Origin of the sequence: uncultured Agrococcus sp. (genome assembly GCF_945915485.1) — a bacterium.
Classification (GTDB): Bacteria; Actinomycetota; Actinomycetes; order Actinomycetales; family Microbacteriaceae; genus Agrococcus.
Window position 1 is genome coordinate 13,206 of record NZ_CAMEFJ010000010.1, and the last position, 12,958, is coordinate 26,163.

10 protein-coding genes are annotated in these 12,958 nt (G+C 63.3%); all 10 read right to left on the bottom strand.

The genetic code is table 11. The annotated features are described in order from the left end of the window. Nucleotides 1-7: 7 nt before the first annotated feature. The 10 genes from pheT to Q0O95_RS03455 all read right to left on the bottom strand — a co-directional run bounded on the left by pheT (nt 8) and on the right by Q0O95_RS03455 (nt 12,925). The gene (pheT, locus tag Q0O95_RS03410; RefSeq protein ID WP_293695285.1) at nt 8-2,470 is read right to left on the bottom strand and encodes a phenylalanine--tRNA ligase subunit beta; all 2,463 of its coding nucleotides are present in this window, start codon (nt 2,468-2,470) and stop codon (nt 8-10) included. After that, nucleotides 2,471-3,505 (bottom strand): phenylalanine--tRNA ligase subunit alpha, encoded by a 1,035-nt coding sequence (pheS, locus tag Q0O95_RS03415; RefSeq protein WP_293695287.1) that lies wholly within the window; start codon nt 3,503-3,505, stop codon nt 2,471-2,473. It abuts the gene before it with no gap. A gap of 123 nt (nt 3,506-3,628) precedes the next feature. Next, a complete protein-coding gene (locus tag Q0O95_RS03420; protein ID WP_293695288.1) occupies nt 3,629-4,588 on the bottom strand; it encodes an amino acid ABC transporter permease in 960 nt (319 codons plus the stop codon). After that, the gene (locus tag Q0O95_RS03425; protein WP_293695290.1) at nt 4,585-5,229 is read right to left on the bottom strand and encodes an amino acid ABC transporter permease; all 645 of its coding nucleotides are present in this window, start codon (nt 5,227-5,229) and stop codon (nt 4,585-4,587) included. Before Q0O95_RS03425 ends, Q0O95_RS03420 begins: the two co-directional genes overlap by 4 nt. A 77-nt stretch (nt 5,230-5,306) precedes the next feature. Beyond that, nucleotides 5,307-6,173, bottom strand: coding sequence for a glutamate ABC transporter substrate-binding protein (locus Q0O95_RS03430; protein WP_293695292.1), 867 nt, complete (start codon nt 6,171-6,173; stop codon nt 5,307-5,309). A 39-nt stretch (nt 6,174-6,212) separates the two neighbouring features. Continuing rightward, complete coding sequence (locus Q0O95_RS03435; RefSeq protein ID WP_293695294.1) at nt 6,213-6,950, bottom strand: amino acid ABC transporter ATP-binding protein; 738 nt, start codon at nt 6,948-6,950, stop codon at nt 6,213-6,215. A 122-nt stretch (nt 6,951-7,072) separates the two neighbouring features. Further along, a complete protein-coding gene (locus Q0O95_RS03440) occupies nt 7,073-9,790 on the bottom strand; it encodes a M14 family zinc carboxypeptidase (protein WP_293695296.1) in 2,718 nt (905 codons plus the stop codon). A gap of 124 nt (nt 9,791-9,914) precedes the next feature. After that, nucleotides 9,915-10,877, bottom strand: a complete 963-nt coding sequence (locus tag Q0O95_RS03445; RefSeq protein WP_293695298.1) for a TAXI family TRAP transporter solute-binding subunit — start codon at nt 10,875-10,877, stop codon at nt 9,915-9,917. Beyond that, on the bottom strand, nt 10,874-12,250 hold the full coding sequence (locus Q0O95_RS03450; RefSeq protein WP_293695300.1) for a HAMP domain-containing sensor histidine kinase: 1,377 nt from the start codon (nt 12,248-12,250) through the stop codon (nt 10,874-10,876). The genes Q0O95_RS03445 and Q0O95_RS03450 overlap by 4 nt, the downstream gene beginning before the upstream one ends. A 3-nt stretch (nt 12,251-12,253) precedes the next feature. Further along, nucleotides 12,254-12,925: a response regulator transcription factor gene (locus Q0O95_RS03455; RefSeq protein ID WP_293695301.1), complete on the bottom strand. Its 672-nt coding sequence runs from the start codon at nt 12,923-12,925 to the stop codon at nt 12,254-12,256. Nucleotides 12,926-12,958: the final 33 nt, after the last annotated feature.

Sequence of the window (12,958 nt, forward strand, 5' to 3'; positions counted from 1 at the left end):
ACCCCTCCTAAGCGCGAAGCTTCGCGCCGAACTTGTCTTCGGCGCTGGCGACGCCTGCCATTTTCGCCTCGCTCGCCTCTTCCGCCTTCAGCGTGCGGTCGGGCGCCCGGAATCGCAGCGCGAACGTCAGCGATTTCTCCCCATCGGAGAGCCCGGCACCACGGTAGTCGTCGACGAGCCGGATGTTCTCCAGCAACGAACCCGCGCCCTCGGCAACCGTGCGCAGCACCTCATCTGCAGGAACATCCTGCTGCACGGTCAACGAGAGATCCTGCGTCGCGGCCGGCACGCCCGCTATCACGGCGGGCTCCAGCGTCGTGCGACGCAGCTGCACGAGGCGCTCGAGGTTCAATTCAGCGACGACGACTCGCTCGAGCGAATGCTCCTTCGCGACCGAGGGCAGCAGCTCTGCCGCGTAACCGATGACTTCGCCTGCGACGAGGATGTCGGCAGTGCGACCGGGATGCGTCCAGCCCCGCGAACCCTGGCGCACCTCGATCTCGAGCCCCGCAGCCGAAGCCGCGACGCGTGCGAAGTCGAGGGCGTCGGCGAGGTCGTAGTGCTCTGCGCTCTGACCCGGCTGCTTCCTCAGGCGATTGCCCGTCAGCGCGATCGCGACGTGGCGGTCCTGCAGCGGCAGGTTGTCGAGGGATGCCAACGTCGCGTCATCCGGGCGGGATGCGGCGCTCGGCAACTCGGTTGTGCCGTGCTCGCCCTGCTCGACGAAGACGGTGCCGAGCTCGAAGACGGCGGCATCCACCAGCCCTCGTGCAACGTTGCGGGCAAGCGTTTCCACGAGCCCGGGGATGAGCGCGGTGCGCAGCCAGCGGCGTTCGGCATCCAGCGCGTTCGTGAGTTCGACTGCGCGCTCGCCGGTCATGCCGATCTGTCGCTCCGACATGAAGGGTGAGACCAATACCTCGGTTGCTCCCGCTGCCGCGAGTGCGTTCGCGGTGTCCCTCACGGTGCGCTGGGCTCGGGTGTACCCGCGCCCTGGCGGCGGTACCGGCAGCTCTGAGCCGATGCGGTCGAAACCGACGATACGACCGATCTCCTCGACAAGATGGATCTCATCGTCGAGATCGGGCCGCCAGGTCGGCGGTGTGACGGACCAGCCGTCCTCCGTTTCGCGCACGTCTGCGCCGATCGCCTGCAGCGCGGTGCGCTGCTCTTCATCGGTGTAGCCGATGCCCATGACGCGTGCAGCCTTGCCGCGACGCAACGCGATCGTGCCGACGACCGGCACATCCTGCTCGACGGTGGCACCGTACGAGTCGGCTGTCCCTCCCGCGAGTTCGACGAGCAGTTGCACGGCACGTTCGGCCGCCGCCTCCTGCAGCGCCGTGTCGACACCGCGCGCGAAACGCTTCGACGCCTCGCTGTGCAGCCGGTGCCTCCGGGCCGAACGGCCGATCGTGACGGGGTCGAACCACGCGGCTTCAATCAGCACATCGTTCGTCGCATCCGTAACCTCGGTGCTCGCACCACCCATGACACCGGCGATACCGATGGGCCCGGCGTCATCCGTGATCAAGAGGTCTTCCCTATCGAGCTTGCGTTCCGTGTCGTCGAGCGTGACGATCGTCTCACCCGGATGCGCACGGCGCACCGTGATGCCGCCGGTGAGGCGGTCGAGGTCGTAGGCGTGCAGCGGCTGGCCGAGTTCGAGCATGACGTAGTTCGTGATGTCGACCGCGATCGAGATGGGCCGCATGCCCGCGAGCGTGAGCCGTTGCGCCATCCAGCGTGGCGTCGGCGCGTGTACATCGATACCGCGAACCGCCCTCGCGATGAATCGGGCGCAGCCGACGTGCCCGCGAATCGGGGCGTCATCGGCGAGCGCGAGTGGGAATCCCTCTCCCGCTCTGGTCTCGATGAGCGCCGGGTCGTTGAATTTCGCGCCGGTTGCGTTCGCGTACTCCCGCGCAATGCCGCGCAGGCTGAGCGCGTAGCCGCGATCGGTCGTGACCGCGACCTCAACGGCGACGCCGTCGAGCCCCAGCAGACTGCGCGCATCACCCCCGGGCTCGGCCGAGTAGCCGAGTTCCTGCAGCCGCAGGATGCCGTCGTGGTCATCGCCGATGCCCAGTTCGCTGGCGGAGGCCATCATGCCGTCGGAGATGTGACCGTAGGTCTTGCGGGCCGAGATCTCGAATCCGCCCGGCAGCACCGTGCCAGGCAGCGCGACGGCGACGAGGTCGTCGACCGCGAAGTTCGAAGCACCGCAGACGATACCTCGGGGCTCTTCCTCCCCGACATCGACCTGCACCCAGCGGATGATCTTGCCGTTCTTCTGCGGTTCGTCGTCGAACGACAGCACTCTGCCGACCGTCAAGGGTCCGCTGATCTCCGTGCGGTGAATCGCCTCGTCTTCCAACCCGACGCTCACGAGCGCCTCGAGCACATGCTCGGGCGTAACGTCCTCCGGCAGCGCAACGTAGTCGGCGAGCCAGTCAAGAGGAATACGCATCTAAATCACCATCCCGAACTGCTGAGAGAAGCGCACGTCGCCCTCGATCATGTCGCGCATGTCAGGCAGAAGGTACCTGAACTGCAGCGTACGTTCGATTCCCATGCCGAACGCGAAGCCCTGATACTCCTCCGGGTCGACGCCCGCAGCACGCAGCACGTTCGGGTTGACCATCCCGGAGCCGCCCCACTCGACCCAACGGGGTCCGCCCCGCATACCCGGGTGCCAGACATCCATCTCGGCGCTCGGCTCGGTGAACGGGAAGTGGTTGTTCCGCAGTCGGATGCGCGCGTCGGCTCCGAACATCGCCCTCGCCAAGTGCTCGAGCGTGCCGCGGAGGTGCGCCATCGTCAGGTTGCGGTCGATGGCGAGGCCCTCGATCTGCGTGAACACCGGCAGGTGCGTCGCGTCGATGTCATCGGTACGGAACACGCGACCCGGCGACACGATGTAGACGGGGAGGTCTCTCGTGAGCAGTGAACGGATCTGCACGGGGCTCGTCTGCGTGCGCAGCACAAGGTGGCTGCCTCCGGGCTCGACGTAGAACGTATCGGATTCGCTTCGAGCAGGGTGGTCGGGGTCGACGTTGAGCGCATCGAAGTTGAACCACTCGTGCTCGACCTGCGGGCCCTCCGCGATCTCCCAGCCCATGCCGACGAAGACGTCCGACATTTCGTCTTGGAGCATCGTCAGCGGGTGTCGGGCGCCCAGCTGTCTGCGCTGGGGCAATGCCGTGACGTCGATGCGCTCCTCTTCGAGCTTCGCACGGGCCTCCGCGACGGCAACGCTCCCGGTGCGCTCCGAGAGCGCCTGCCCCACTCGCTTTCGCCCGCCGCCGATCGTCGCGCCCGCTTCTTTACGGAACTCGGGTGCGAGATCCTTGAGCGAGGCGTTGAGCTTCGCGAGCGTTGAGCTCGGCCCGTTGTGATCTGCTTTGGCTTGCTGAAGCTGCGCGCTCGTGGTGGCCGCTGCGATGTCTTGCAGCGCCTGGTCTACGGCAGCCTCGACCTGTTCGGCGAGAGTGAATGTTGACACGACTACTCATCTTACCGATCCACACAACCTCTCCCCCCACAGGGTGCGAAAAACTTCGAAGAATGATGGTCATTCTTCGAAGTTTTTCGCACCCAACGAGGCTCGGGTGTGGCTAGCGCGGGATCAGAAGCCGTGACCACCGGTCCGCGGCGGGGCATTCTTATCGATGTGCCGCTGCAGTTCTTCGGGAGCATCCTGCTGCGCCATGAGCTGGGTCGTCGTCTGGTCGCCGGGGTTGCCGGGGTGGTGCGTCTCGGCGACCTTGACCTTGGGCGACCGACTCGTGCGCTTCTGCACCCATGTGGCGAACCACGACAGCAGAGCACAGAGAATGATGTAGATCGTGCCACCTACGATCACCGCTGGGATGATGGGGCGGCCGAGCGTCTCCTGCGACATCAGGAACCGCACGTAGTAGAGCAACTCGTTGTACGTGATGATGAATCCGAGTGCGGTGTCCTTCAGCGCGACGACCAGCTGAGCGATGATGACCGGCAGCATGGAACGGATCGCCTGCGGCATGAGGATCAAGTTCATGACCTGCGAGGCTCGCATGCCGATCGAGTAACCCGCCTCGGCCTGTCCCTTCGGCAGCGACTCGACGCCGGCGCGGAACACCTCCGCGAGGACGGACCCGTTGTAGACGACGAGGGCGATGACGACGGCGGCGAACGAGGACATCGATATGCCTTGGATGGAGCCGAAGCCGTAGTACAGCAGCATCATCATCACCAGCACGGGTACGGCACGGAGCACTTCCGTGACAGCGGCAGCCGGCAGTCGCACAAGCTTGTTCGAGCTCAGGCGGGCGTACGCGAGGAGAAATCCGAATGCGAGCGATCCCACTGCTGCTACGGCGAAGGCTCCGAGTGTCCGGAGGACGGCCAAGCCGATCTGCGACCAGACATACGGGTATGTAAAGGCTTGCCACTTTTCGTAGGTGAACTGCCCCGTGGCGAACAGTCGGTAGATGATGAACGCAAGCAGCGCCACGACGATGACGACGACCGCTACGCCCAGGGCCCTATTGCGAAGAATCGCCTTGGGGCCGGGTACGTCGTAGAGAACGGATGCGCTGCTCATCGTGCCACCTTCAGTTTCTTCTCAAGGAAGTTCTGGATTGCCCCGAGAATGAATACCAGCACCACGAAGATCGCGGCCACCCAGAGCAAAACGACCATCATGTTCTCGCCACGCTCGGACATGTAGCTGCGCATCATCCCCAGGTTGATGATGGAGAATCCGGCTGCCACCGTCGTGTTCTTCAGGAACGCGATAATGACGCTCATCATGGGCGGGATGACGCTACGGCCGGCCTGCGGAAGCACGATGTGCGTCATGACCTGCCCGAAGCTCATGCCCACGGCTCGGGCGGCTTCCGCCTGGCCAACGGGAACCGTATTGATACCGCTTCTCACTGTCTCCGCCACGTATGTTGCCGTGTACAGGCCGATCGCGAGAATGCCCAAGACCTCGCGGTTGTTGTAACCGATCAATGGTGGTACCGCGAACGCGAAGATGAAGAACATCAGCGTCAGCGGGGTGTTCCGGACAAAGTTGACGTACGCACTGCCCATTACACGTGCAATTGGCACAGGAGAGACGCGCATCGCGCCGACGATGAAGCCGAGTACGAGCGCGATGATTAAGCCGAAGAAGAATATCCGGAGCGTGCCCAATAGAGCCGGAATCCAGATATCCAAGTTGTCGGTGATGACGCCCATCGGCGCGCCTCCATTTGGTCAGGGTGCAGGATGCAGGGGTGGTGGTGCGGGGCGACTGACGCCGCCCCGCACACGGCCTAGTAGCGGTCTACCGCGGGCTGCTCGCCCTCGATGCCGGTAGCGCCAAGGTTGTTGTCCCAGATCTCTGTCCAGGTGTCGCCGCCGTTCTCGAGAGCGTCATTCAAGAAGTCGCGGAAGGCGTCGTCACCCTGGGGGATGCCGATGCCGTACAGCTCCTCGCTGAAGGGTTCGCCGACGATCTGCAGCGTGTCGGGCGACTGCGCAGCGTAACCGAGCAGGATCAGCTCATCGGTGGTTACTGCGTCAACGCTGCCGTCCTCGAGCTGCGCGATGCACTGCGAGTAGGTGTCGTACTCCACGGGCTCCGCGTCGTAGTTCTCGCGGATGTTCTGAATCGGCGTCGAGCCCGTCGCGGAGCAGACGGTGACGTCAGCGGATAGGTCCGAGTCCGACTGGATCGAATCGTTGTCGGCGCCCACGAGCAAGCCCTGACCCGTGATGGCGTAGGGCCCGGCGAAGTCGATCTGTTCCTTGCGGTCATCGGTGATCGAATAGGTGCCGACATACATGTCGATGTTGCCGTTTACGAGCTCCTGCTCGCGGTTCGCCGACGGGATCGCGCTGTACTCAATCTGGTCCTCTTCGAAACCGAGTTCGGCAGCCATCCAGCGTGCGATGTCAACATCGAAGCCGCTGCGTTCGCCCGTTGCGGCATCCAGGTAACCCAGGCCGGGCTGGTCCTCCTTGACGCCGATGACGATCGAGCCGCGCTCCTGAATCGCATCGAACGTGGATGAGCCTTCGAGCTGCACGTCATCTGCGACATCGACGGGTGCGTCGTCCTCGCCTCCCGCACAGCCTGCCAGTACGAGCGCGGCGGCCGCACCGACTGCAGCGAGCGATGTAATGCGTCGCTTCTTCATCGATTTACTCCTTCGTTGTTGGATCGGTTTGTAAGCATTTCAATTGGTGATCAGCTTCGAGAGGAAGTCCTGAGCACGTGCTGTCTGCGGATTCGTGAAGAACTCGTCCGGCTCGGCCTCTTCCACAATTTCCCCGTCGGACATGAAAATGACACGGTCCGCAGCCTTGCGGGCGAAACCCATTTCGTGTGTGACCACGACCATGGTCATGCCCTCTTTCGCCAGCTCGACCATGACGTCGAGTACCTCGTTGATCATTTCGGGGTCAAGCGCACTCGTCGGCTCATCGAAGAGCATCGCCTTGGGTTTCATCGCAAGTGATCGAGCGATGGCGACGCGCTGCTGCTGCCCTCCGGAGAGCTGGGCGGGATACTTCTCGGCCTGGTGGCCGACGCCGACGCGGTCGAGCAGTCGGCGCGCATCCGTCTCGGCCTCCGAACGGGAGACCTTCTTGACCTTCATCGGGCCGATGGTGACGTTCTCGAGAATCGTCTTGTGTGCAAAGAGGTTGAACGACTGGAAGACCATGCCGACATCAGCGCGCAGCTTCGCGAGCGCTTTACCCTCTTTCGGCAGCACCTTGCCGTCGATGCGGATCTCACCGTCGGTGATCGTCTCGAGACGGTTGATGGACCGGCAGAGCGTTGATTTGCCTGAACCGGAGGGGCCGATGACAACAACGACTTCGCCTTTGTTGACCGACATGTCGATGTGCTTCAGCGCGTGGAAGTCGCCATAGTGCTTGTTGACGTTCTCGACCTCGATAACAGGGATCATGGCTTCAGCCTATGTGTAGCGCCATAATCAGTCGTGAATCGACTTGCGATTGTGATCAAACGGTTACTGACCAAATAGGCGTCCTGGTGTACTTGCAGCATGCTGTGCTCACACGTCATGAATCACTCCTTATTCCAGGTTGTTCGTCGGACACGGAGCGCCACACCAACCAGAGCCAAAGCCGCGGCAAGCAGCAGGGCAATCATCGGGAGGGGCGTGCCCGTGTCGGGCAGGGTGTCCGAGTCATCGGATCCATCACCGTCACCGGTGCCGGGGTCCGTGGAATCTTCCATGATCGACACCACGGCCGTGGCGCAGACCGAATCGTCGTCGGCTACGCAGGCGAGGCTGCGCAGCTCATCGGCTGCACTCGAATCCGCGGCAACTTCCACCGCGTACGACAGTGTGACCGATTCACCCGCTGCCAATCGCCCTGTCCAGATGTATGTGTCCTCATCACCGGTCACAGTGCCTTCCCTATCAGCGCTGACCTCGCTCGTGAATTGCGCAGCATCGAGCACACGGCTCAGATCGAGCACGAGCAGTGGCTCCTCGCCTTCATGGTCGCTAGGGCCGGTGTTCGTCACAGTCGTGCTGAACCGCACGGTGTCTCCAGGAGACGCGACATCGGTATCGGCCGACGCATCGATCTCCATCACAGGCGCCGGCTCGGCGCAGGCGTCGCCAACTAGCGCGTCCCCCTCGGCCAACGCGTAGTCACTCCGCTGATCCAGCAGCAACGGAATCAGGCGCCCGCTCGGCTGTGCCAGTGACAATACGGGGTCGCCGAAGACGGTTGATACTTCGATCTGATGAAGGTCGAGCACATCGTCTATTTCACTGAGCTGGCTGTCCGTAATCGCATAGCCGCACACCTCCTCTTCGAGCACATCTTCCTCCTCGTTGCCGAAGAAGTAGCTCGATGCATCCGACGAGGCGTCCGCAACCGCCAACGCAGTTTCGGTCACGATGTCGTCGTTGTACTCGTCGAAATACTGCAGCGTTTCGTACAGTACGAATTCGAAGGCACGAACTGCTCTTTCCCGGATCGCCTGCTCACGGTTAGGGGCGCCGGTCGCCTCCTCGAGGCGACCATCGATCGCTCCGCCGCGTACCTCGTTGAGGAGACCAACACTATTGCGCAAACCCACATAGTTGCGAGCGACGACCGGCAGATTTCCGGTTGCCAGCGCCGAGCGACGCGCGGTGAAGCCGATCGCCTCTCCATTGTCGATAAATCCTTCATCGACAATGTGCTGACCGCGAGCGTTGAGTTCATCATCAACTCCAACGTGCCGTCCCCAGTCTGGAACGATCGAGTCGTTGCAGCAGTTGTGGCCGTCTAGCACCATCACAGGATTCAAGTGATTGATCGTCTCGACCACGGAACGAGTCTCGGGCTCTTCCAATGCCAAGTAGTCCCGGTTGAGGTCGACGCCATTCGCGTTCTCGCGAGTACCGGCCTGCCTGCCATCCGGGTTCACCGTAGGGTTCACGACAACCGCATAATCGCTCAGCATCCGGAGCGTCTCGGGATCCTCGGTCAAGGCGAGATCCCGCAAGAAGTTCAAGCAGGCCTCTCGAGGCGTCCATTCATTCCCATGAACCGTGCAGTTGATCATCAGCGTCGGCTTGGAGGCAATCTCTGCTTCAGTCGGGGCTGTCGGATAGCCGACTCGCACGAGCCTAAGATCGCGACCCTGCACCGATTCTCCAACTGTGTCGACGGCGATTCGGTCGGATGCCCCTTCCAGGTCAGTCAGGAACTGCTCTTCTTCAGGCAGCGTCGTGTTTGAAGCGGAGTCCGTCTCAAAGGGAGTTGGGAATGACGGGAAGCGAGTAGCCGGTGCTTCCACGCTGATCGGCTCCGACCACGGCCCCGCGCCCTGTACTGCGGAGACCCCTCGCACTCGATACACGCCGGTATCCCCGTTTTCGAGCACCGTGTCGGCGTATCCGGTGATTTGCCAGGGCGATGCTACGAGCTCTCCGTCGCGTTCGACCTCGTAGTAGCTCGCGTTGTCGTCCGGGCTCCATCCGATGGAGGCCATCAGGTCGGCCGTGCGGTTCTCCAGCTCTGGTGCGTCTGGAATCTCCGGCTCAGGAATCACGCCGTCCGGAACTCGCGGTGCCTGCCCCACCATCGACACTCCTAGATGCCCCCACTCGGTCACGGTGTTACCGCCGGTTGTATGCCCGAAGCCGATCCGGCCGGAAGAATGATTGGCATCCGTGGTTTCGACCGTCCATTCCTCCGGTTCTTCGGCACCATATGGCCACACTTTCAAGCGCAGTGCATCGCCCGAACGCTGAAAGACGATCTGGTACCACTCGCCGGCGACCGGGTCAGTCTCGGGCGCCTCCGATCGCTCTAGCGTGGTGTACTCGCCGTCAAGATAGCGATTGATCCGGAACCTCGGACCATAGGATTCAAGCCGGAAATCGACATAGTAGGCATTCTCGGACCCGGCTTCGCCGCTTGCGTGCAGGAACAGTACCTGCTGTGTGCCTGTCAGCTCGTGCGGGCGCACGAGGGCGCTGACTTCAACATCTCCGCTGACCTCACCGACCTCGTCGGGACTCAGCCCCTGGCGCCCCTGTGTCGTCGCGGTATGCACTAGCCGCGGTGGTTTATCTTCGACCTGCCAATCCGAGTCGAGCCACAGCGGTGACCAGTCGGCGGGGCGCTCCCCAACCACCTGATCTTCGAATGTGATTGAGTACTCGTCCGCAGCCGTCGCGGGGGCTGCGCCCAGGAATAGCGTCGTCGACGCGAGCGCGCCGACTGCCAGGACGGCACTCAGCCGTCGTACTCCGTACCGGTCGGTGCTTGAGGGCATTGCATTCTCCATTGAATCGGGACAGTGTCAATGTAGACCGCTCCGGAACCCGTCGTCACGGGATTTGAGGGCTTCTTGAGCCTGCACGCGATCCCTGTCCGCGGCACGAGTCAGTAGCGGACGATCAACGCCTGACCCCCCTGTAGTACTCGATCGCACCGGGGTGGAGCGTGATCGGGTCGGTGTAGATCGCCTGCCTTCTGTCGAGCAGCGCGAAGGCCGGCACGAACTGCGCTATCTCTGCGCGTGCATCGAAGATGATTCGCAGGGCATCCGTGATCAGATCGTCGGGAGCGGCATCCGACGCGATCAAGAAGTTCGGAACGGTCATGGTCGACGTGGGTTCGTCGTGTCCGTATGCGCCGACCGGGAAGTCCGAGACGCGATAGACGCCATCGTGCACCGAGTTCACGCGATCGACCAGCTCCGCATCGACGGGCAGCAGCCGAGTCGGCACGCTCTCCACGAGGTTCTCGATGCCAGGCGTCGGGAGCCCCCCGACCCAGAAGAAGCCGTCGATCTCGCCCTGCTCCATTGCCTCGATCGACTCCCCCAGATCCAAGCGAGGGTTTTCCACCGATGCTTCGTCGACTCCCGCCGCGGTAAGAATCCGCGAAGCGACGACCGCTACGCCCGAGTGCTCGGCGCCCAGCGAAACCGTGTGCCCCGCAAGATCCGTAATGTCGCCGATCTCGGAGCCTTCCCTGACCACGACGTGAACGTACTCGTCGTACAGACGGGCGAGCGCCCGAATCGGCAGTGGTTCTTCGAACTCACCCACGCCGGCGACGGCATCGGCTGCAGCGTCGCTCTGCGCGAATCCGAGCAGCGCATCCCCCGTACCGACTCGCAGCAGGTTCTCGACGGAGCCGTTCGTCTCCGCAATCGTGAAGTCTGTTCCGGACTCGGCGGTGAGCACGGTCGCCATCTGCTCGCCGTACGCGAAGTAGACACCCGTCGCGCTGCCTCCCGCAATCTCGTAGGTGCCCTCGTGACGGTCCGGCTCGAAGAGCGAGCAGCCGCCCAACGCGCCGAGCGCGACGGCCACAACCGTGATCGAGGCGATGCGTGACAACAGCGGCTTCATCGCGGCGCTCCTTCCGACAGCTCGAGTATGACCGTGAGTCCGCCGGCCGCGCCAGCGGTCAGGCGCAGCCGACCTCCAACCGACTCCAGAAGATCGTGCGCGATTGCGAGACCGAGGCCCGAGCCGGGCACGTTCTGGCTCTTGGGGCTGCGCCAGAACCGTTCGAGCGCCGATTCCATCTCTTCCTCGGTCAGGCCGGGGCCCTGGTCCGTGACCGTTACGCGACCGCCTTCTCCTGAGGGCTCGGTAACGACCTTGATCTTCGACCTCTGCGGTGAGAACTTCACCGCGTTGTCGATGACCGCATCGAGCGCGCTCTCCACCGTCGTCTTGTCGGTCACCGCGTACGTGGATCTGACACCACGCAAATCGAAAGTGATCGACCTCCTGCCGGCGGCATCCTCCCACGCCCGCACACGCTCTCGCACCGTCGACGCGATGTTCACTCCGATCAGGTCGACGTCACTGCTGCCGCGCTTCGCGAGGCTCAGCATGGTGTCCAGCGTCTTGGTGACTCTGCGCCCCTCTTCGCGTGTCTCCTCAACATCCGCATCCCATTCGCTGTCGAGGCCCGTTGCGAGGTACTCGACTCGCACCAACAGCGCGTTGATCGGGTTGCGCAACTCGTGCGAGGCATTCAGCGCGAACTCCTGCTGCCTGTGCACCGTGCGTTCGACTTCACCCGCCATCTGGTTGAAGACCTCGATCATGCGGCGCAGCTCAGGAGGGCCGGTATCGTCCGCGATACGAGCCTCCATGTGACCGCTCTGGATCTCGGCCATCGCTCTGTTCACCCGTCGCAACGGCTGCAGCACCCAGGTCGCCAGCCGGAACACCACGACGACACCGGCAGCGATGGCCACGAGCGAGACAACTCCGAGGATCGTCCACTGCCGCAGGATCTCCGCACGTGGTTCATCCGTGCCGGCCACCATCACGAGTGCGCCGATGACGTCGTTGTCGTCGAAGATCGGCTCGACGACAACGGCGTCGTCGAACGACCACGGGAGCGCGGATGACGGAACATCTCCTCTGTGCCCCGACAGTGCAAGCTGAATCTGCGCGACGGTTGCGTCATCGATACCTGCGGGGTCGAAGCCGGTCGAAGCCCACGGCTCCCCCGACCTCCCGACGACGAGAATCCCCGTGTCGTAGAGCTCGCTGTGGCGCTCCATCTCGGCCTCCACACCAGCCGGGTTGCCCGAGGCGAGCGCGACGCGGGCGCTGCTGACGAAATAGCCGGCATCCCCGAGCTGCTGTGAGTAGAACTGCTGCTGCACGCCCCTCGCGACGCTCGATGCGTAGGCCGCACCCAGCATGAGCAGAACAACGATCATGGGGACGAGGAAGACGACGATGAGTCTGCTACGCACCCGTCACAGCCCTGACAGCCGGTAACCGACTCCCCGCACCGTTTCGATGAACGGCTCCTTGTCGATTTTTCGTCGAGCGGATGCGATGTGCACTTCGAGCGAGCGGCTGAAGCCGTGCCAGTCCGTGTTCCACACCTCGCGGATGATGCGCTCGCGCGGCACCGCTACGCCCGGATACCGCGCCAACAGCGCCACGATGTCGAACTCTTTTCGCGTGAGCTCCACCCGCTGTTCGTCGACCGTGACCTCCCGGCCGACGAAATCGATCTGCACCCCCAGTTCGTCGCTGTTCCACGCCTCCGAGAGCCAAGGTCGGATCGATTGCGACCTTCTCGTGATCGCCTCGATGCGGGCAACCAGTTCGCGAACGTCGTATGGTTTCACGATGAAGTCGTCAGCACCCGCACGGAGGCCCTTGATCCGCTCCTGCACGCGACTGCGGGCCGTCACGATGATGATCGGCACGTCCGTTTGATGCCGGATGCGGCGACACAGATCCACGCCATCGATGTCCGGCAAGCCGAGATCCAGCAGCACGACTTCGGTATCGGCGCCCAGCGCCTCCAGCGCCGAGTCGCCGTCGGGTGCGCGAACGGGTGAGTAGCCGGCCTTCGTCAGATACGCGGCCAGCGCCCCGGATACTCGGTGATCATCTTCGATGATGAGTGTCTTCATCGCCTGCATTCTATCCGTAGTGGCCCGCTCCTC

Bases quoted from the DNA above. Each gene is read 5' to 3' on its own strand.
- pheT (WP_293695285.1), bottom strand. From the start codon at position 2,470: ATGCGTATTCCTCTTGACTGGCTCGCCGACTACGTTGCGCTGCCGGAG.
- Q0O95_RS03420 (WP_293695288.1), bottom strand. From the start codon at position 4,588: ATGAGCAGCGCATCCGTTCTCTACGACGTACCCGGCCCCAAGGCGATT.
- Q0O95_RS03425 (WP_293695290.1), bottom strand. From the start codon at position 5,229: ATGGGCGTCATCACCGACAACTTGGATATCTGGATTCCGGCTCTATTG.
- Q0O95_RS03430 (WP_293695292.1), bottom strand. From the start codon at position 6,173: ATGAAGAAGCGACGCATTACATCGCTCGCTGCAGTCGGTGCGGCCGCC.
- Q0O95_RS03435 (WP_293695294.1), bottom strand. From the start codon at position 6,950: ATGATCCCTGTTATCGAGGTCGAGAACGTCAACAAGCACTATGGCGAC.
- Q0O95_RS03440 (WP_293695296.1), bottom strand. From the start codon at position 9,790: ATGCCCTCAAGCACCGACCGGTACGGAGTACGACGGCTGAGTGCCGTC.
- Q0O95_RS03445 (WP_293695298.1), bottom strand. From the start codon at position 10,877: ATGAAGCCGCTGTTGTCACGCATCGCCTCGATCACGGTTGTGGCCGTC.
- Q0O95_RS03455 (WP_293695301.1), bottom strand. From the start codon at position 12,925: ATGAAGACACTCATCATCGAAGATGATCACCGAGTATCCGGGGCGCTG.